The 18756-nt window shown below is 62.4% G+C and carries 16 protein-coding genes; 10 read left to right on the forward strand and 6 right to left on the reverse strand.

All coding sequences use genetic code 11. The annotated features are described in order from the left end of the window. Positions 1-250: 250 nt before the first annotated feature. The 3 genes from NKH89_RS14575 to NKH89_RS14585 all read right to left on the reverse strand — a co-directional run bounded on the left by NKH89_RS14575 (position 251) and on the right by NKH89_RS14585 (position 2754). Positions 251-1441, reverse strand: a complete 1191-nt coding sequence (locus NKH89_RS14575) for an NADH-quinone oxidoreductase subunit D (RefSeq protein ID WP_023720257.1) — start codon at positions 1439-1441, stop codon at positions 251-253. Positions 1442-1508: 67 nt separating this feature from the next. After that, entirely contained in the window at positions 1509-1934 is a 426-nt protein-coding gene (locus tag NKH89_RS14580; RefSeq protein ID WP_023720258.1) for a hypothetical protein, read from the reverse strand. Between the two features lie 145 nt (positions 1935-2079). Continuing rightward, a complete protein-coding gene (locus tag NKH89_RS14585; RefSeq protein WP_352494791.1) occupies positions 2080-2754 on the reverse strand; it encodes a DUF2161 domain-containing phosphodiesterase in 675 nt (224 codons plus the stop codon). Between the two features lie 363 nt (positions 2755-3117). On the opposite strand from NKH89_RS14585, the gene NKH89_RS14590 reads away from it, so the two are divergent. The 7 genes from NKH89_RS14590 to apnL all read left to right on the forward strand — a co-directional run bounded on the left by NKH89_RS14590 (position 3118) and on the right by apnL (position 11462). Beyond that, a complete protein-coding gene (locus NKH89_RS14590; protein ID WP_023720261.1) occupies positions 3118-3945 on the forward strand; it encodes a phosphogluconate dehydrogenase C-terminal domain-containing protein in 828 nt (275 codons plus the stop codon). A gap of 266 nt (positions 3946-4211) precedes the next feature. Further along, complete coding sequence (locus NKH89_RS14595) at positions 4212-5153, forward strand: D-ribose ABC transporter substrate-binding protein (RefSeq protein ID WP_023675475.1); 942 nt, start codon at positions 4212-4214, stop codon at positions 5151-5153. A 113-nt stretch (positions 5154-5266) separates the two neighbouring features. Next, positions 5267-5920 carry a DUF2291 family protein gene (locus NKH89_RS14600; protein WP_352909190.1) on the forward strand — a complete coding sequence of 218 codons (654 nt, stop codon included), beginning with the start codon at positions 5267-5269 and terminating at the stop codon, positions 5918-5920. Continuing rightward, positions 5917-7461 carry a sugar ABC transporter ATP-binding protein gene (locus NKH89_RS14605; protein ID WP_352494746.1) on the forward strand — a complete coding sequence of 515 codons (1545 nt, stop codon included), beginning with the start codon at positions 5917-5919 and terminating at the stop codon, positions 7459-7461. Before NKH89_RS14600 ends, NKH89_RS14605 begins: the two co-directional genes overlap by 4 nt. Then, positions 7458-8522, forward strand: a complete 1065-nt coding sequence (locus tag NKH89_RS14610; protein ID WP_023720264.1) for an ABC transporter permease — start codon at positions 7458-7460, stop codon at positions 8520-8522. The genes NKH89_RS14605 and NKH89_RS14610 overlap by 4 nt, the downstream gene beginning before the upstream one ends. 1 nt (position 8523) lies before the next feature. Further along, positions 8524-9558, forward strand: coding sequence for a Gfo/Idh/MocA family protein (locus tag NKH89_RS14615; RefSeq protein ID WP_352909193.1), 1035 nt, complete (start codon positions 8524-8526; stop codon positions 9556-9558). Further along, positions 9555-11462: a D-apionate lactonase gene (gene apnL, locus NKH89_RS14620; protein WP_352909194.1), complete on the forward strand. Its 1908-nt coding sequence runs from the start codon at positions 9555-9557 to the stop codon at positions 11460-11462. Before NKH89_RS14615 ends, apnL begins: the two co-directional genes overlap by 4 nt. A 78-nt stretch (positions 11463-11540) precedes the next feature. Here the strand turns inward: apnL and NKH89_RS14625 are convergent, their stop codons facing one another. Further along, on the reverse strand, positions 11541-12509 hold the full coding sequence (locus tag NKH89_RS14625) for a GlxA family transcriptional regulator (RefSeq protein WP_352787841.1): 969 nt from the start codon (positions 12507-12509) through the stop codon (positions 11541-11543). A gap of 308 nt (positions 12510-12817) precedes the next feature. After that, on the reverse strand, positions 12818-13531 hold the full coding sequence (locus tag NKH89_RS14630) for a transcriptional regulator NanR (RefSeq protein WP_023720267.1): 714 nt from the start codon (positions 13529-13531) through the stop codon (positions 12818-12820). 183 nt (positions 13532-13714) lie between these two features. Here NKH89_RS14630 and oiaX point away from each other — a divergent pair, with 183 nt between their 5' ends. Together oiaX and NKH89_RS14640 are read left to right on the forward strand one after the other, a co-directional pair. Beyond that, entirely contained in the window at positions 13715-14977 is a 1263-nt protein-coding gene (gene oiaX, locus NKH89_RS14635; RefSeq protein ID WP_352787838.1) for a 3-oxo-isoapionate-4-phosphate decarboxylase OiaX, read from the forward strand. Positions 14978-14981: 4 nt separating this feature from the next. Then, on the forward strand, positions 14982-16316 hold the full coding sequence (locus NKH89_RS14640) for a four-carbon acid sugar kinase family protein (protein ID WP_352482002.1): 1335 nt from the start codon (positions 14982-14984) through the stop codon (positions 16314-16316). 92 nt (positions 16317-16408) lie between these two features. Here the strand turns inward: NKH89_RS14640 and NKH89_RS14645 are convergent, their stop codons facing one another. Next, the gene (locus NKH89_RS14645; RefSeq protein WP_352482004.1) at positions 16409-16837 is read right to left on the reverse strand and encodes a hypothetical protein; all 429 of its coding nucleotides are present in this window, start codon (positions 16835-16837) and stop codon (positions 16409-16411) included. 320 nt (positions 16838-17157) lie between these two features. On the opposite strand from NKH89_RS14645, the gene NKH89_RS14650 reads away from it, so the two are divergent. After that, positions 17158-18675, forward strand: coding sequence for a S10 family peptidase (locus NKH89_RS14650; protein WP_352482006.1), 1518 nt, complete (start codon positions 17158-17160; stop codon positions 18673-18675). Positions 18676-18756: the final 81 nt, after the last annotated feature.

Genomic DNA, 18756 nt, shown 5'->3' on the forward strand with positions numbered 1-18756 from the left:
TCCTTGACGCTTGGCTGCGCCTTGTCGCGGCCATGCGTCCGTCTTTGATGTGAGAATTTGAGTTGGCCCGCCGCAATTGAGAGCCCTCGTCCGACGGGCGTTCGAGCGCCGTCCAGGCAGGTGAGATCTGGCTAAGGACGAACAATCCCGCGATCGTGGAAGATCCTTCGACCTGGTGAGCGGTCGATCTCTCCAAACACCCTTCGATCCGCTCTAGCGATCGATCTCTCCAAACACCCTTCGATCCGCCCTAGCGGTCGATCTCTCCAAACACAATGTCGAGCGAGCCGATGATCGCGGCAACATCGGCGATCATATGGCCTCGGGACAGGAAATCCATCGCCTGCAGGTGGGCGAAGGAAGGTGCGCGGATCTTGCATCGGTAGGGAATGTTGCCTCCGTCCGATACGAGGTAGACGCCGAACTCGCCCTTCGGCGCCTCGACGGCGGCATAGACTTCACCGCGCGGCACGCGAATGCCTTCTGTATAAAGTTTGAAGTGGTGGATCGTCGCTTCCATCGAGCGCTTCATCGTGGCACGCGGCGGCGGCGTGATCTTGCGGTTCGGGATCGCGACCGGCCCCTGGCCTTCGGGTGAGCGCAACTTTTCCAGACATTGCCGCATGATCCGGACCGACTGGCGCATTTCCTCCATGCGTACGAGATAGCGGTCGTAGCAGTCGCCATGCTTGCCGACCGGGATATCGAAATCCATCTCCGGATAGCATTCGTATGGCTGCGCCTTGCGCAGATCCCAGGAGGCGCCCGATCCGCGCACCATCACGCCGGAGAAGGCCCAGGCCCAGGCATCGTCAAGGCCGATCACGCCGACATCGACATTGCGCTGCTTGAAAATGCGGTTTTCGGTCAACAGCCCTTCGAGATTGTCGCAGACCTTGAGAAACGGATCGCAGAAATTCCAGATGTCGTCGAGGAGCTCCGGCGGCAGATCCTGATGCACGCCGCCGACCCTGAAATAATTCGCGTGCATGCGGGCGCCGGACGCGCGCTCGTAAAAGACCATCAGCTTCTCGCGTTCGGCGAAACCCCAGAGCGGCGGCGTCAGCGCGCCGATGTCCATGGCTTGGGTGGTGACGTTGAGGAGGTGCGACAGAAGCCGGCCTATTTCGCAGAAAAGCACGCGAATGAGTTGCCCACGCTTCGGAACCGATATTTCAAGGAGCTTCTCGGCGGCGAGACAGAATGCGTGCTCCTGGTTCATCGGCGCGACGTAGTCGAGCCGGTCGAAATAGGGCAGGGCCTGCAGGTAGTTCTTGTACTCGATGAGCTTTTCGGTGCCGCGATGCAGCAGGCCGATGTGGGGATCGGCGCGTTCCACGATCTCGCCGTCGAGTTCGAGCACCAGCCGCAGGACGCCGTGAGCGGAGGGATGTTGTGGCCCGAAATTGATGGTGAAGTTGCGAACTGCAGCCTCGGCCATGACAGTCCTCCGCGATCCAGGCGGGCTTCGGTTCCATGCCGGAACCGGCTTGTCCGCTTTCAGCCGCTCACGTCGTCGTCTGGATGATCAGCGTCAGCGTGCCGTCGCCGTCGATATTGGCGGCCACGACCTGCGTGGAATTAAGCCCGTTCGCCGCCAGTGCCGATGCCGCCTGCGGCGATGCGTCGATCGAACTTTGCAGGATACGCAAATCCTCGGCGCTGGTCTGGGTGACGACGGCCTCCGCCTGTGCCTTGATGTCAGGAGGCAGATCCTCCATCGCCACGATTGTCACTGCGGTGAAATTCTGGGCGGAGAAGGCTTGGTCAGGTGTAGCCTGGTCGGGAGTGGCCCCTTCGGGCGTGGCTTGCTCTGGCAGGGTTTGCGGGGCCGTCGGCGGGACAGGGGCAAGCTCTGGTCCCACGGATTGCGCATAGACCGGCGAGGCAAGAGCCAGTGCCGAGAGTGTGGCAATTGTCGTCGATAGCCGCATGGCCTTTCCTTCCGTTTTGCTCAGGGACGATCAATTCGGTGACGACACAACCCTCGTGTCGAAATATGGTTCCGTCACGGAGGTTGCAGTCTTGCCGAAGCCGTGATTGTCGCGGAAGCGAGCGCGAAATCCGGCGTTGCCTGTCTCAGCCAGCGGTGTGGCTGCGATGGGGCTGCGGCCAGCGCTGCAATGCTTCACGGCCCTGAGTGGTCAGTTCGTAGATCCCGCGATCGGTGCGCGCGAACCAGCGATACACGTTGTGCAGCAGGATTTTGGGCGCGTTCGGCAGGTTGGGCTTCAAGTCACGCGGCCGCTTTGGGCCGTCCGCGAGTGCTGCGGCGCATGCCAGGGCCTGCTGGCGATAGGCGGTCATGATCGGCGCACGCGAGCCGCCGCCGGCGACAGGATCGCCCTGCCGACGCCGATGTTCGTCGATTAGTTTCGAGCGGCGCCGGGAATCCCTACGCGGAGCCAATGCCGTCGGGCTGAGCAGCACCTGAACCTCGCCGTTCGTCCGCACGCCAAGCAGGCCAAAGCCGAGGCGACGGCAGAGATTGCGATACCTCACATCGCTCTCACGGCCTTTGCCACGGCCCGACATGCATGCTGCGAGCCAGACCTCGTCGCTCACCGCCATACGGTCGACGCCCTGAAGGACCAGCTCGAGATTGAACTTCAGCTTTAGCTCGCAGATGACGACGATCGGTGGAGAGTCGGCACTCAGCGCCAGCAGATCGCAGCCGCCGATCTCGCCCTTGACCATGAATCCCAGGCCTTCGAGGAAGGTCTTGACCGGGCTGTAGAGTGAAGTCTCGAGCATGGGCCTTTGTTCGCTGCGAATCATCCCGCCCGATTGGCAGTTCAGCGCGATGATCGCTCATTGCCATTGAACAGGAGGTAAACGACGGCCAAACCCAAGCGATTGCTGCGGCTCGCCGGTGGCGCAGAGCCGTGCCACGGCCGCTTGCCAATTTGGTATGCTGGTATAATATGTACCTGAGGTAGCATTGCCCCGCATAGCTGCGCTGTGCTGGACATCCGAGCGCCCGGGACATCGTCCAGGCATCGTCATTTGAGCGGCGGCTCCCCGCCTTTTCTAATCCGCCAGCCGGCGGCAATGTGCATACAAGTCAATGGGATGACGATCGGCAGGGCGGTCGTTGGAAATCAGGAGTAACGGACAATGACAACGATTGCGCTGTTTGGTGCTGGCGGCAAAATGGGTTACCGCCTGTCGACCAATTTTCGCGGATCTCCCTATACGGTACGCCATGTCGAGGTCGGCGACGCCGGCCGCGAGCGGCTGAAGTCGGGCCTCGGCATCGATGCCGTCAGCGCCGATGAGGCGCTTGATGGCGCTGATGTGGTGATCCTGGCGGTGCCGGATACGCATATCGGCAAGGTCGCGGCGAGCATCGAGAGCAAGCTTCCATCAGGCACGATGGTCGTCGTGCTCGACGCCGCGGCACCTTTCGCCGGGCATTTGCCGCAGCGACCGGACCTGACCTATTTCGTCACCCACCCGTGCCACCCGCCGATCTTCAACGACGAGACCGACATGGCGGCCAAGAAGGACTATTTCGGCGGCGTCAAGGCCAAGCAGCACATGGTCAGCGCCTTGATGCAGGGACCGGAGGAAGATTTCGCCAAGGGTGAGGCGATCGCCAAGATCATCTGGGCCCCGGTCATGCGCTCGCATCGCGTCACTGTCGATCAAATGGCGCTGCTCGAGCCCGGCCTTTCGGAAACGGTATGCGCTTCGCTGCTCGTCGTCATGAAGGAGGCCGTCGACGAGGTGGTGGCGCGCGGGGTCGACAAGCAGGCGGCGCTCGACTTCCTGCTTGGCCATATGAACGTGCTTGGCGCCGTCATCTTCGGCGAGACCAAAGGCGTGTTCTCCGACGCCTGCAACAAGGCGATAGAGTTCGGCAAGCCGGTGCTGATGCGCGATGACTGGAAGCGGGTGTTCGAGCCGGAGGAGATTGCCGCGAGCATTCAGCGCATCACCTGAGGGCGCGACGCGTCTTCCGGAACATATCACCTGAAATTGTCATTGACTCATCATACCAGTTAGCTTAGCTGTTCGATGGCTCGGACCGTCAAGCTTCGCAGCAAGCTCAGGGCCTGGGACGAGTGGAGGATAGCGGGGAGACGATCGATCGAGGTGAAGCCGGCAAAGGGCTTGTGAACCTGACGCGAGCCGCGATCCGCGCTGGCTAACGAATTGAATGCATATAGCCTTGGGATCAAGGCACGGGTTTTCAACGGGAGGAATACATGAAACTGACACGCAGAATGACGCTTGCGGCTTTCGCCGGCATGCTGGCGCTTGGCACGGCCGCACCCGCCTATGCGGCGGATCTGATCGCCATCATCACGCCCTCGCATGACAATCCGTTCTTCAAGGCGGAAGCTGTCGGCGCAGAGGCCAAGGCCAAGGAACTCGGCTACGAGGCGCTGGTGCTCGTCCATGACGACGATGCCAACAAGCAGTCCGAACTTATCGACACGGCGATCGGCCGCGGCGCCAAGGCAATCATCCTCGATAATGCCGGCGCCGACGCCACCGTTGCCGCCGTGCAGAAGGCCAAGGACGCAGGTGTTCCTTCATTCCTGATCGATCGCGAGATCAATGCCACCGGCGTTGCCGTCGCGCAGATCGTCTCCAACAACTATCAGGGCGCCCAGCTCGGCGCGCAGGAATTCGTCAAGCTGATGGGCGAGAAGGGTAATTTCGTCGAGCTCGTCGGCAAGGAATCCGACACCAATGCCGGCATCCGCTCCAAGGGTTACCACGACGTCATCGACGACTATCCGGACCTGAAGATGGTGGCGCAGCAGTCGGCCAATTGGAGCCAGACCGAGGCCTATTCAAAGATGGAATCGATCCTCCAGGCCAATCCCGATATCAAGGGCGTGATCTCCGGCAACGACACGATGGCGATGGGCGCCTATGCGGCACTCGCGGCTGCCGGCCGCAAGGACGTCATCGTCGTCGGCTTCGACGGGTCGAACGACGTGCGCGACTCGATCACCTCCGGCGGCATCAAGGCGACGGTCCTGCAGCCGGCCTTCGCGCAGGCGCAGATGGCGGTCGAGCAGGCCAACGACTTCATCAAGAACAAGAAGTCTCCCGCCGAAGAAAAGCAGCTGATGGACTGCGTCCTGGTCAATGGCGACAATGCCGCCAAGCTCGAGACGTTCGCGCTCACCAACTGAGCCGGCGTAACATCAGGCAGCAAGGGACGAGCCTCCGGTTCGTCCCTTGCTTCCATTTCGCCCTTGCTTCCATTTCTCCGGGTGCTCCTCACCGCCATGCCGAACGAGCCGACATGTTCAACACGCTGACCCGGCCGATCTTTGTCGCGTTGTTCCTCGCAGCAATAGTCAGCCTGACCGCCTGCAAGATCTTGCCGACGCCGTCGGCGGAAAACGGCGGCACTGGCTCCGCGTTCAATCCCGACAAGATGGTCGAGGACATCTGGGCGGCGAAAGTGATACCCTATCTGCAGCAGAAGGCCGGGCCGTTTCCCGAGGTGCATGCCTTGGCCAAGGCCGATCCCGCCGCTGCCGGCGCCAAATACGGCAACCCGAAAAAGCAGGCGAATTCGCCGTGGACCTTCGCCGTTCGGCTCGAGGGCAAGGTCGTTGCAGCCAACACACAGTCACGTGCGGCGACGATGGATGTCGATGCCGACGGCGACGGCAAGGCCGATGCGCGGGTGCAGATCGGCCCCGCCATGCGTGGGACCGCCCTGCGCGACAGCCTCGACTTCATCCAGTTCAACGATTTCACCAATCAGATCGACTTCGCCCAGTTCGGCAAGTCGTTCAACGCCTATGCCGACAAGACCGTACTTTCCAAGCTGCCGCGCGAGACACTCGAGGGCCGCAGCGTCAAGATCCTCGGCGCCTATACGCCGGGCAGTGGCCAGGACCTGCCGCTGGTGACGCCGGCGGAGGCAGAGATCGGGCCGAAGCCATGAGCGGCGATCAAGATGTCATCCTGAAGCTGGAGGATGTCTCGAAGGTCTATTCCGGCACCGTCGCGGTCAAGCGCGCGAATTTCGAGGTGCGCAAGGGCGCGGTCAACGTGCTGGTCGGCGAAAACGGAGCCGGCAAATCGACGCTGATGAAGATCATCGCGGGCGTCGAGCAGCCGACACTCGGGCGCATTCTGCTGGACGGCGAGGAGGTTTCCTTCTCGTCATCCGGGGATGCGGTGAATCGCGGCATCGGCATGGTGTTCCAGGAGCTGAACCTGTTCGGCAATCTGACTGTCGCCGAAAATATTTTCGCCACCCGCGAGATCACCAACCGCTTCCGCAAGATCGACCGCAAAGAGCAGGAGCGCCGCGCGGCGGAGTTCCTTGAACGCCTGGAAGCCGGCATCCGGCCCGACATGCTGGTCGAGGATCTGCGCATCGGCCAGCAACAACTGGTCGAGATCGCCAAGGCGGTTTCGCTCGATGCGCGCATCCTGATCATGGATGAACCGACCTCGGCGCTCAGCGCGGCGGAAGTCGAGATCCTGTTCAAGGTGATTGCCGACCTCAAGGCGCGCGGCGTGGCAATCGTCTACATCTCGCATCGGCTCGAGGAACTGATCCGCATCGGCGACACCATCACCGTGCTGCGCGATGGGCGCATCACCGGCCAGGCGGAGATGAAAGACGTCGATACCCAGTGGATCGTGCGGCAGATGATCGGCTCCGACGCCAAGGACTTCGCCAAGGCCGACGGCCATGTTCCGGGCGAAGAGATATTCCGTGCCGAGGACATTTGCCTGCCGCGTGTCACCGGCGGGCTCGCGGTCGACCACGTCTCGCTGTCGCTGCGCGCCGGTGAAATCCTCGGCATCTACGGGCTGATGGGAGCCGGACGCAGCGAGCTGTTCGACTGCATCATGGGCCGTCACGGCCATTCGACCGGAACGATATTCATTGCCGGCAAAAAAGTGCACGAGCGGGACACGACGCGACGCATCCGCCGCGGCCTGGCGCTGATCCCCGAAGACCGCCAGCGCGAAGGGCTGGTGTCGACCCTCTCCGTCGCCAGCAATCTGACGCTGGCCAGCCTGTCGCGTTTCGTGCGCCTGTTCCACATTCGTGGTGCCGCCGAACGACAGGCGGTGGCCCAGACCGTGCGCGAATTGGCGATCAAGGTCGCCGATCCGGCGCAGGAAGTCTCGTCGCTATCGGGCGGCAACCAGCAGAAGGTGGTGATCGGCAAGGCGCTGCTCACCGGACCGAAGGTGCTGCTGATGGACGAGCCGAGCCGCGGCATCGACGTCGGCGCCAAGGCCGACGTGTTCCGCACCATGCGCAAGCTGTCGCGCGACGGCCTGGGGATCCTGTTTGCCACCTCGGATCTCGATGAGGTGATGGCGTTGTCAGACCGCATCGCGGTGATGAGCAATGGAAAATTGACTGGTACGTTCGACCGCGCCGAGGCGACAGAGGCCGCAATCGTCGCTGCCTCGGCGCTCGGCCACGGACCGGTCCCGCACGGAGAGCAAGGCGCATGACTGACATTCCAGCCAAGGCGGCGGTCACCTCCCTTTCGAGCGGCTCGGTCCTGCTGACGCTGATGAAGGCGAGGACGTTCATCGCGCTGATCGCCGTGCTGTTGTTCTTCTCGATAGCTGCCCCCAATTTCCTCTCGGCCGCCAATCTTATCCTGATGTCGAAGCACGTGGCGCTGAACGCATTCCTCGCAATGGGCATGACCTTTGTCATCATCACCGGCGGCATCGACCTGTCGGTCGGCTCGATCGTCGGCCTGTGCGGCATGGTGGCCGGCTATCTCGTGCTCAACGGCATCGACCTGCAGGTCGGCTATACCATCTATTTCAACGTCTTCGAGATCGCGCTGATCACGCTTGCCGTCGGCATATTGATCGGCGCCGTCAACGGCTTGCTGATCACCAGGCTTAACGTTGCGCCGTTCATCGCCACGCTCGGCGTGCTCTATGTCGCGCGCGGCCTGGCGCTGCTGTCGTCCGACGGGCGCACCTTCCCCAATCTCGTCGGCAAGCCGGAGCTTGGCACCACCGGATTCGGCTTTCTCGGCGCCGGCCGGTTGCTCGGCCTGCCCGTCGCGCTGTGGATTTTGCTCGTTGTTGCATTAGGGGCCGCCTATCTCGCCAAGTACACCCCGCTCGGCCGCCACATTTTCGCCGTTGGCGGCAACGAGCGGGCGGCGCGGATTTCGGGCGTCCGCGTCAACATGGTGAAGATGTTCGTCTACATGTTCTCCGGTTTCTGCGCGGCGATCGTCGGACTGATCATCTCGTCCGAACTGATGGCCTCGCATCCGGCGACCGGAGAGAGCTTCGAACTCAACGCCATTGCCGCGGCAGTGCTCGGCGGCACCTCGATGTCGGGCGGACGCGGCACCATTGGCGGCACCATTGTCGGCGCCTTCGTCATCGGCATTCTTTCGGACGGGCTGGTGATGATGGGGGTGAGCTCGTTCTGGCAGATGGTGATCAAGGGCCTCGTCATCATCGTCGCCGTCGTCGTCGACCAGGCACAGCGCCGGCTGCAGAGCCGGGTGACGCTGATGCAGATGGCAAAGGCCGGCTGACATGACGGAACTGCGGGGAGCGCTGATCGGCTGCGGCTTCTTCGCCGTCAACCAGATGCATGCCTGGCGCGACATAGAGGGTGCCTCGATCGCTGCCATCTGCGACCGCGATCCGGACCGGTTGAGGATCGTCGGCGACCAGTTCGGGGTCGCGCGGCGCTATACCGACGCGGCAGCACTGTTTGCCGGCGAAAGGTTGGATTTCGTCGACATCGCCACCACCGCGCCGAGCCACCGTCCCCTCGTCGAGATGGCGGCGCAGCACGGCGTCCCGGGAATCTGCCAAAAACCGTTCGCGCCGACGCTTGCCGACGCCAAGGCGATAGTGAAGGCATGCGCCGTCGCCGGTGTGCCGCTGATGGTGCACGAAAATTTTCGTTGGCAGTCGCCGATCCAGGCGGTGCGTACCGTGCTCGACAGCGGCGAAATCGGCACCCCCTTTTTCGGACGGATCTCGTTCCGCTCTGCCTATGACGTGTTTTCCGGCCAGCCCTATCTGGCGACGGGAAAGCGCTTCATTATCGAAGACCTCGGCATCCACATCCTCGACATCGCCCGCTTTCTGCTGGGCGACGTCTCGACGGTCACCGCGCGAACGGCGCGCATCAACCCTGGCATTGCCGGCGAGGACGTTGCGACGATGCTGATGGACCACACGAGCGGCGCCACTTCGGTGGTCGACTGCAGCTATGCGACCAAGCTCGCGACAGAACCGTTCCCCGAGACGCTGATCGAGATCGACGGCAGCGAGGGCACGATCCGGCTGGCGCAGGGCTACCGCCTCACCGTCACCGGCATGAGCGGGACGGCTGTCAGCGACGTCTCGCCACCGCTGCTGCCCTGGGCATCGCGGCCGTGGCACAACATCCAGGAAAGCGTCGTCGCCATTCAAAAGCATTGGGTCGATTGCTTGACCAGCGTAACCGAGCCCGCGACCTCGGGCGCGGACAACCTCAAGACATTGGCGCTGGTCGAGGCGGCCTATGCCGGCGCCGCAAGCCGCGAACCGGTGCAACTCGACGCCTTGCTGAAATGACAGCCGACGCCTTCCTCCTCTACGGCACACGTGCAGTTGAAGTCGAACCGGTCAGGCTGCGCGCCGGCGCGCTGACGGCGGACTTCGTCAACGGCAATCTGCGCACCATTCGGCATGGCAGCACCGAAGTTCTGCGCGCCATCGCCTACATCGTCAGGGATCGCGACTGGGGCACTTACGAGCCGGCGCTCACCAACCTTGCCATCGAGCAAGATGCCGAGGCATTTTCGGTCAGCTATTCGGCAAGTTGCCAGGCACCGGACGGCAGCCGACTCGGCTTCGGTGCGACCATCAAGGGCTCCGCCGATGGCCAGTTGGTCTTCGACGTGAGCGCACTTCCCGACAGCGATTTCGAAACAAATCGCTGTGGTTTCTGCATCCTGCATCCGATCGCCGGCCTGGCCGGCCGCCCGGTCACGGTCGAGCATACCGATGGCAGCGTGGTCGCGACGCGGCTTCCAGAGCTGATCGATCCCTGGCAGCCGTTCAAGAATCTGCGGGCGATCACCCATGAGGTCCGGCCGGGCGTCAGCGCCGAATGCCGGATGCAAGGCGATACTTTCGAGATGGAGGACCAGCGCAACTGGTCAGATGCCTCCTACAAGACCTATGTCCGGCCGCTGGCGCTGCCATGGCCCTATGTGCTGCCTGCCGGCAAAACCTTCCGCCAAACCATCAGCTTGCGGATGGAGGGCCGCGGGAAAGTGCCGGCTGCCGCGGCAAGCGCCGAACCGATCCGTGTCACGCTCGGCCAAGCCGGACCGGTGTTGCCGGACGTTGGCGTGATCATCTACCCGGATGAGGTCGAGGCGGTGCTGGGCAAGCTGTCGGTGCTGTCCGAGCTTGGTCCGCAACAATTGATGTTCCACTATGACCCGACGCGCGGCCACGAGCTCGATGCCTTGCGATCCTACGCCCGGCTCGCCGCCGCCTATCCGGTCCGGACAACGCTCGAATGTGTCATTGCCGGCGACGGCGATCTCGACGCCGAGCTTTCAGGCGTCGCCGACAGGGTGCGCCAGGCCGGGCTCAAGCTTTCGGCCATTGCCGTCTCGCCCTCGGTCGACCGGCAGTCGACGCCACCGGGCAGCGCGTGGCCGCAATGCCTGCCGCTCGAAGACGTCTATGCCGCGGCGCGGCGTGCCTTTCCCGACATCCGCCTCGGCGGCGGCATGTTCAGCTATTTCACCGAACTCAACCGCAAGCGTGTGCCGGCCGACCCGCTCGATTTCGTCACGCATTGCACTTGCCCCATCGTGCATGCCGCCGACGATCTCAGCGTCATGCAATCGCTGGAGGCGCTGCCTTTCATCGCGGCGTCTGTACGGGCGATCTTCGGAACAAAACCTTATCGGATCGGGCCGTCGACCATTGCCATGCGCCAGAACCCTTATGGCGGCGCGACCAAGGCCAATCCCGACAGTCAGCGCATTGCCATGGCCGACCGCGACCCTCGCCATGCCGGACTGTTCGGGGCTGCGTGGACGATCGGCTATGCCGCACGCCTCGCCCCTGCCGGGCTCGAAATGCTCACGCTCTGCAGCTTCACCGGGCCATTCGGCGTGCTGGCCTCGTCGGACGAACCGGTCGAAGAAGGTACACGCCGGCCGATTTTCCACGCGGTGAAAGGACTTTGCGAACTGGCCGGCCATGCGCACATGGCGGCAGCAACGACCGATGAGACGCGGGTGCTCGGACTGGCCAGCCGCACCCAGACAGGCAAGATCATCGTCTGGCTGACGAACCTTACCCCTGACGACGTTTTAGTCGATGTTTCCGGGCTCGGCTCCGATCAGGGTTTTCTGAAGATCTGGGATGGACGAACGTCACGCCAGATTCAGCGCGACGCGTCGGGCCGAGACCGTCTTGTGATGACGCCTTACGCAATCGTCCGGATCGGCTGAAGTCATATGCCGGGGTTCATGAATCGCCGCAATTCCGCAACGGTTGCCCCTAGCCGCAGCATTTCCGCTGCCGGCTTGTCACCGGATTTGCTTTCGAAACTCGCCTGGCGCCATTCCAGTTGTCTTGGAAAAAAGACGGCTGAACGAGGCGACGTCCTGATATCCCACCCGATAGCAAATTTCTGAAACGCTCAGTTTCGTTTCCTCAAGCATGGATTTTGCCAACTCCAGCCGCCTTTCCTGAATCCATTTTCCCGGCGTTGTCTGGAACTCGTCGAAAAACCTGCGAGACAGGGTTCGCGAAGACATCGCCAATTCGGTTGCGAGAAATTTCAAATCGATTTCCGACATCTTGTCTTTCGAGAGCTCGCGCAGCTTGTCCTCGAATGGGCTGGCCCCGTTCGAAATTCCATCGAGGGAAAATTCGTAGGGACTCTGGAATGTGCGCGGCGGCGGGAGAACCAGAAGTTTTCGAATGATCCGCTCTTCCTTCGAGAAGCCCAGATCGATCAGCAAAGCCCTGGCGAGTTCGAGTCCGGAAAACCCGCCTCCGCATGTGTAGAGGCGGTCCTGGCGAATGAGGAGGCGGGAAGCGTCCCATCGCACTTGCGGAAACCGGCGGCTTGCCTCGGCTCTCAGCCACCAGGATATCGTCGCGCGTTTACCGTCCAATAATCCCGAATTGGCGAGCAGATAACACGCGCCGCAATGCGCTGCGATGATTGCGTCCTGCTGCTGCGCGAGCGCGATCAGCGGTTTTGAATGTTCACTCTCCTCGTCGAGCGAGCGCAGAAGCTCCGGAATCTCGACACCCGGCATGGCAATGAGAATCAGGACATCCATTTTCCGGGATGGTTGAGCCTTTGTCGGGAAGGAAATTCCGGTGCTTGAAGCCGACGGCGCGCTCCTTGAAACGAACTCACAGGAGAGAACCTGCGAACGGCAGACGTCATTCACAAGCTGAAACATTTCCACGAGCGTCGAGACGACGGCTGAATAGAAATTCGACGGCAGCCAGATCACAACGTGGAGGCTCCTGACAGCCATTGCGGTACTCCAGTGTCGTTCTCGTGGATGGCAAGCTTAGCATAGTCTTTGCAAAAATTGCCAATTCCAGAACAAGCGCGAGGGGCTCCAGGAGGGCCTATGCGGGCTTGCTGACGAAAGCGGGCCGCGGAAATCCATGGCTGGGAAGATGCAAATGCTGAAATCGTTGAATGAAAACACGCGGCAAATACATCGGATTCAGAGGGCAACAGAAAACTGCGTCGGTCCGGGCTCAGGCTGATCTGTGGTCAGTCAGTAAGCCGAGAGCAAGCCGGCCGCTAGGCCGGTCGGGACCTTGCTCTTGGTTTTCAGCTGCCGGAGTTCATCACGTAAAGCGCACGCGAGCGTTCGAGGTGCTTGATCATCGCCTTCTCGGCGCCATCCGCATCCTTGGCTTCGATGCGTCCGATGATCTCTTCGTGCTCGGTCAGCGTGAACTTTTCCTTGCCGGTCCAGATCAGCATTTCGGTGTGGTATTCCTTTAGCCAGCCAAGCATTGCCTCGCTGACGGCGACATAGATCGGATTGCCGGATATTGCCGAGATCTGGGTGTGGAATTTCATGTCGGCGGATATGAAGGCTTCCGAGTCGCCACGATGGCTGCGCTGCTCTGCAACCGTTGCGCGCAACCGCTGCACGTCCTCGGCGGTTGCCTTCTCCGCGGCTTCCCTGACCATGCCGCGCTCGAAGAAGATACGCGCGTTCTTGAGGTGCTCCAGCGTGTCCTTCGACGACGACAGGATGATCTTGGCGGCGCCGTCGACCTGTTTGATGATCGACTTGGCGGTCAGCTGCAGCACTTTCGCCCGCTCGCCATGCGAGATCGCGACGAGGCCCATATTGCTCAACGCCTGCATTGCCTCGCGGATCGCCGGCCTGCCGACCTCGAAGCGCTCCATCAATTCGCGCTCCGATGGCATGTCGTCACCCGGCAGCAATTCGCCGCTGGTGATCAGGCGCTTCAGTCTCAAGAATACTTCGTCGGAAAGCTTGCGCCGGACGATCGGCTCCGAACGGTTCATCGTCGCGAATCACTCCTTTGACCGGCCCCTATCTAGCATTTCCGGCGTGAATTCCGGAACGCCTGCTGCCGGCTCGCCCGGCCCTGCCCAGCCGGATAGGGCTTGCAAAGCTTATGTACTCATTATACCAGATTTCAAGGGCCAAGGAACCTTTTTCGAACCACCCCGGCAGGCCGCGCGAATATGATTGTTCTCACCTATTGCATCGAAACGCCCGGCAATATCGAGGCGCTGGCGGCCAAGATCGCAAGCGACCAGTCGACCGGAACCTTCGTCGCGCTGGCCGGCGAGACCGAAGAGCTCAAGGCCAGGGTCGCGGCGCGAGTCCTGGCGATACGGCATCTGCCGGATGCGGATCGGCCGTCTGTTCCCGAAACCGGTCCCGAAGCGCGCAATGGCCCGGTCAAGCGCGCCGACGTCGACATCGCGTTTCCGCTAGACGCCATCGGCACCGACTTGTCGGCGTTGATGACCATCGCCATCGGCGGCACTTTTTCGATCAAGGGCCTGTCCGGTATCCGGGTCGTCGACATGAGGCTACCCGAGGAGTACCGGGGCGCGCATCCGGGCCCGCAATTCGGCGTCACGGGCAGCCGCAGGCTGACCGGTGTCGCGGATCGTCCGATCATCGGGACCATCGTCAAGCCGGCGCTGGGGCTCCGCCCGCCCGAGACGGCCGCAATGGTGCAAGAGCTGATTGCCGCCGGCGTCGATTTCATCAAGGACGACGAGAAGCTGATGAGCCCGGCCTATTCACCACTGTCGGAGCGGGTGAGGGCAATTATGCCGCTGATCCTCGACCACGAGCAGAAGACCGGCAAGAAGGTCATGTATGCCTTTGGCATCTCACATGCCGATCCCGACGAGATGATGCGAAACCACGACCTGGTGGCAAAGGCCGGCGGCAATTGTGCTGTGGTCAACATCAATTCGATCGGTTTTGGCGGCATGGCTTACCTCCGAAAGCGCTCCAGCCTGGTGCTCCATGCCCACCGCAATGGCTGGGACATTCTCACCCGTCATCCTGGCCTCGGCATGGACTTCAAGGTCTGGCAGCAGTTCTGGCGGCTGCTCGGCGTCGACCAATTCCAGATCAATGGCATCGCCTCGAAATACTGGGAACCCGACTGGTCCTTCGTCGAATCCTTCAAGGCGGTGACCACGCCGATCTTTTCGCCGGCCGATTGCGCATTGCCGGTCGCCGGCTCCGGCCAGTGGGGCGGGCAGGCGCCTGAAACCTTCCAGCGAACCGGCCGGACGGTCGATCTTCTCTATCTCTGCGGCGGCGGCATCGTCAGCCACCCGGACGGGCCGGGCGCCGGCGTGCGCGCCGTGCAGCAGGCCTGGAAGGCGGCGGTCCAAGACATCCCGTTGGCGGATTATGCCTTGAGCCATGTCGAGCTGGCGCGGTCGATCGAGAAGTTCGGCGACGGCAAGGCGGCCTGACGCCATGCAAAACCTGCTTCTGAGTTATTATGGCGACGACCTGACCGGCTCGACCGATGTGATGGAGGCGCTCGAGCTCGGCGGCGTGCCGACCGTGCTGTTCATGCGGCAGCCGGACGAGGCGCTGCTTTCGCAATTTGCGCATTGCCGCGCCATCGGGCTGGCCGGCACCAGCAGAAGCGAGACGCCGCAGTGGATGGACACGCATCTGCGAGATGCCTTCGCCTGGCTGAAGACCCTCAACGCCGAGATCTGCCACTACAAGGTCTGCTCGACCTTCGATTCCAGCCCGGCAATCGGCAGCATCGGCCGGGCGATCGAGATCGGCCGCTCGGTTTTCCGGCAAGGCGGCGTGCCGCTGGTGGTCGGCGCGCCGCAGCTGAAGCGCTACACCGCCTTCGGTCATCTCTTCGCGGCCTACCGCGACAAATATTTCCGTATCGATCGCCATCCCGTGATGAGCCGCCATCCGACCACGCCGATGGACGAATCCGACCTGCTGATCCATCTGTCGCGCCAGACAGACCTCAGCTCGGGGCTGGTCGACCTGGCGACGCTGCAATCGGCGTCGCGGTCGGAAGCATTCGACCGGCTTGTGGAGAATGGCACAGACATCGTGCTCTTCGATGCCGACAGCCTGGAAACCCAGGCGCTTGCCGGCAAGGAGATATGGCGCGCTCGCAGGCCGGGCGGTTATTTCGTCGTCGGCTCTTCAGGCATCGAATATGCCTTGCTGGCCGAATGGGCATCGAACCGGATCGTGGATGCCAAACTCGCGTTTTCGCCGCCGGGAGCTGCCGACAGGATCGCCGTGGTCTCGGGGAGCTGCTCGCCGACGACGGAACGGCAGATCCGGCATGCTCTAGCCGATGGCTTCGACGGGATCGAGATCGACCCGGTCGAACTGGTTTCTGAGGCTTCGAACGACGCTATTGCGCGCGCGGTTGCAACCGGCCGCTCCAGCCTGAAGGCCGGGCGCAGCGTCATCCTCTACACCGCGCTCGGACCGGCGGCCGACCGCGGTGCTGAAATCGATCTCCAGGAAGGCGCCCGCCATAAGCTTGGCCGCGGCCTTGGCGAGCTTCTCCGCGAATTGACGCTTCAAGAGAAGCTACTGCGCGTGGTCATCGCCGGCGGCGATACGTCGAGCCACGCACTTGGCCAGATAGGCGTCGATGCGCTGACGGTGCGAATGCCGCTGCCGGCATCGCCGGGCTCGCCGCTTTGTCTCGCGCATTCGCGCATCGAGGCGATTGACGGGCTGGAAATTGCCCTCAAGGGCGGACAGGTCGGAACCGACCGCTATTTCTGCGCCATTCGTGATGGGATCGGCGGTTGAGAGCAGAAATTTAGGTAAGTCGTTGGTGCTCAAATCGAGATCCGGCAGCATCCATTAGCCGGCAAATCAATCAGAGGCGTGTCTGATCCCGGTTACCGCGTGCGACCCATCGCCTTGACTGGATGGCGCTGACGGGCATAGGCGACACAGGCGTCCACCGTGCTGACACAGAGTCCGTCGCGGTTGTTCGGCAGGTTGTTGTCACCGGCGTAGGCGACCTCGGCAACATGGCCGTCAACCATTCGAATTTGCGTATTGCAATAGCCGCCGGGGGCGACGTTGACGGAACCTCCGAGCGCCGGGACGGGGCCAATGGCCACGGTCGGAACCACAATGTTGAGATTGCCGCGTTGAACGACGCGCTGATAGGTCCAGATCTGGCCGGATCTGCCAACATCGGCGGTGGCTGTCGGAAAGCCGGCACACATTCGAACATCCGCTTCGCTAAGGCCGACCATCTCCTTGCGGGCTGCTGCCGCCGTGGCGTCCTCCTTCGCAGTGCTCGACGTGTCGTCGGGCATGACGCAGGAGGACAGGATGGCGGCGCTTACGGATAGAACGAGAAGGGCAAGCTTTCGTGTGTGGAAAGATGTCATACCAACTTCGGATTGCATGGGAGCCCCGAATGCCAACCTAGGAAGTGAGCCAGTCGAGTCAACCGGCAGAAATTCACGAAGTCGTTTGGTGCGCCACCGCCGCGCATCTGCTGCAAGGGGTTGACGCTGCTGCCATGACCCTCGCACCCTGTCTTCCGCCTGGACGCCGAGTACTGGCGCACGGTGCTGTGACTTTGGTTCGGCCGACGGTGTGCTAGTTTCCAGCCAATTGCTCCGGAGACGTCATGCTTATCAAGCTGCAAGAAATCGCCCTCGCTCTTCTGCTGTTGGCCGCCGGCGCTGGGGCCAGTCATGCGGAGGCGGCCCAGCGGCCGCCGCCCACAGGCGGGGTTCTCTCGCTCCTGCCGCCGCCGCAGACTTCCGATCATTCGATCGTCATCGCCGGACGCACGCTCGATTACGAGGCCAAGGCCGGCACGCTGTCATTGCCGTCCGGCAAAGGCGATATCACCGCCGAGATTTTCTATGTCGCCTATGCACTGCATCCCGGAAAAGAAACGGGACCGGATCCGCGGCGTCCGATCACCTTCGTGTTTAATGGCGGTCCGGGAGCAGCTTCCGCCTATCTGCACCTCGGCGCGCTCGGTCCGCGGGTCCTGGCGACGGCGGCCGATGGAAGTTTCCTGCCGCCGCCACAGAGGCTGTTCGATAACCCCGACACTTGGCTCGACATGACCGACTTGGTCTTTGTGGACCCTGTCGGAACCGGTTACAGCCGTGAAGCGCCCGGCACGGAGGCACACAGCTTCTGGGGCGTCAGTCAGGACGCCGCGTCGATAGGCGCGTTCATCCGGCTCTATCTGGCGCAGACCAACCGCACGGCATCGCCGGTGTTTCTTGCCGGCGAAAGCTATGGCGGGTTTCGGGCGGCATTGCTCGCCAGGAAGCTTCAGGAAGACATCGGCATCAGCCCGAGCGGCGTCGTGCTGATTTCGCCGGCGCTCGAATTCACGCTGGTGCGCCCGGACGAGTTCCAGCCGCTCCACTGGGCGCTGGAACTGCCGTCGCTGGCGGCAGTGCGCCTGCACAGCGAAGGCGTTTCCGGCCCGGCTCTGCAGGAGCGGCTGGCAGAAGTCGAACGCTATGCGCTCGGCGATTATCTGGCCGCGCTAGCCGGTGGACTGGAGCAAGGTGGACGGCTGGCGAGCCAGCGTGTCGCCGAAATCACCGGTCTGCCGCTCAACCTTGTCCAGCGGCACTTTGCACGCATTCCCATAGGGCTCTTTGCCAAGGAGTTTGCACGGGCAAAGGGCAATGTTCTCAGCGCCTATGACGGCAACATCGCGACGGCGGACGTGGCGCCAGAGAGCCTTGGAGTCGAGGGTCCCGATCCGGTGCTCGACCGAAGCGTGCCGGCGCTCACCTCTGCTTTCGTCGGCTACGTGCGTGATGAATTGAACTTCCGTACGGATATCAGCTATCGGCTTCTCAACCGCGAAGTTAGCGGCAATTGGGACTATGGAACGAGCCCGACGCGTCAGGGCTATGCGGGTGTCATGGACGACCTTCAGCAGGCGCGCACGCTGAACCCCAATCTCGGCGTGCTGATCGTCAACGGCTACAGCGACCTGGTGACGCCGTACATGGGCTCGCGCTACCTGCTTGGTCAAATTCCTTCACTTGCCGGCGCAAAGCCCATTCGCGCCGAGGTGCTGGAAGGCGGGCACATGATGTATCTGAGGCCGGATGGACGGGCGGCACTGAAGCAGGCCGCGTCCGAGCTTTACCGAACGACGCAATGAGACAGTTGCGCAAAAAAGCGCCGGATGCGCTGTTCGCCCTCTCATCAGGCCCTAGTTCCATCGCAATTGATCGGTTACACA

It is taken from the genome of Mesorhizobium sp. M0923, assembly GCF_040319365.1.
Lineage (GTDB): Bacteria > Pseudomonadota > Alphaproteobacteria > Rhizobiales > Rhizobiaceae > Mesorhizobium.

Excerpts from the sequence above, each read along its gene's own strand:
- NKH89_RS14645 (WP_352482004.1), bottom strand. The coding sequence starts at position 16,837 with ATGCCCGACGACACGTCGAGCACTGCGAAGGAGGACGCCACGGCGGCA.
- NKH89_RS14610 (WP_023720264.1), top strand. The coding sequence starts at position 7,458 with ATGACTGACATTCCAGCCAAGGCGGCGGTCACCTCCCTTTCGAGCGGC.
- NKH89_RS14600 (WP_352909190.1), top strand. The coding sequence starts at position 5,267 with ATGTTCAACACGCTGACCCGGCCGATCTTTGTCGCGTTGTTCCTCGCA.
- NKH89_RS14615 (WP_352909193.1), top strand. The coding sequence starts at position 8,524 with ATGACGGAACTGCGGGGAGCGCTGATCGGCTGCGGCTTCTTCGCCGTC.
- NKH89_RS14650 (WP_352482006.1), top strand. The coding sequence starts at position 17,158 with ATGCTTATCAAGCTGCAAGAAATCGCCCTCGCTCTTCTGCTGTTGGCC.
- NKH89_RS14585 (WP_352494791.1), bottom strand. The coding sequence starts at position 2,754 with ATGCTCGAGACTTCACTCTACAGCCCGGTCAAGACCTTCCTCGAAGGC.
- NKH89_RS14580 (WP_023720258.1), bottom strand. The coding sequence starts at position 1,934 with ATGCGGCTATCGACGACAATTGCCACACTCTCGGCACTGGCTCTTGCC.
- oiaX (WP_352787838.1), top strand. The coding sequence starts at position 13,715 with ATGATTGTTCTCACCTATTGCATCGAAACGCCCGGCAATATCGAGGCG.
- NKH89_RS14640 (WP_352482002.1), top strand. The coding sequence starts at position 14,982 with ATGCAAAACCTGCTTCTGAGTTATTATGGCGACGACCTGACCGGCTCG.
- NKH89_RS14605 (WP_352494746.1), top strand. The coding sequence starts at position 5,917 with ATGAGCGGCGATCAAGATGTCATCCTGAAGCTGGAGGATGTCTCGAAG.
- NKH89_RS14590 (WP_023720261.1), top strand. The coding sequence starts at position 3,118 with ATGACAACGATTGCGCTGTTTGGTGCTGGCGGCAAAATGGGTTACCGC.
- NKH89_RS14630 (WP_023720267.1), bottom strand. The coding sequence starts at position 13,531 with ATGAACCGTTCGGAGCCGATCGTCCGGCGCAAGCTTTCCGACGAAGTA.
- NKH89_RS14625 (WP_352787841.1), bottom strand. The coding sequence starts at position 12,509 with ATGGCTGTCAGGAGCCTCCACGTTGTGATCTGGCTGCCGTCGAATTTC.
- NKH89_RS14575 (WP_023720257.1), bottom strand. The coding sequence starts at position 1,441 with ATGGCCGAGGCTGCAGTTCGCAACTTCACCATCAATTTCGGGCCACAA.
- NKH89_RS14595 (WP_023675475.1), top strand. The coding sequence starts at position 4,212 with ATGAAACTGACACGCAGAATGACGCTTGCGGCTTTCGCCGGCATGCTG.
- apnL (WP_352909194.1), top strand. The coding sequence starts at position 9,555 with ATGACAGCCGACGCCTTCCTCCTCTACGGCACACGTGCAGTTGAAGTC.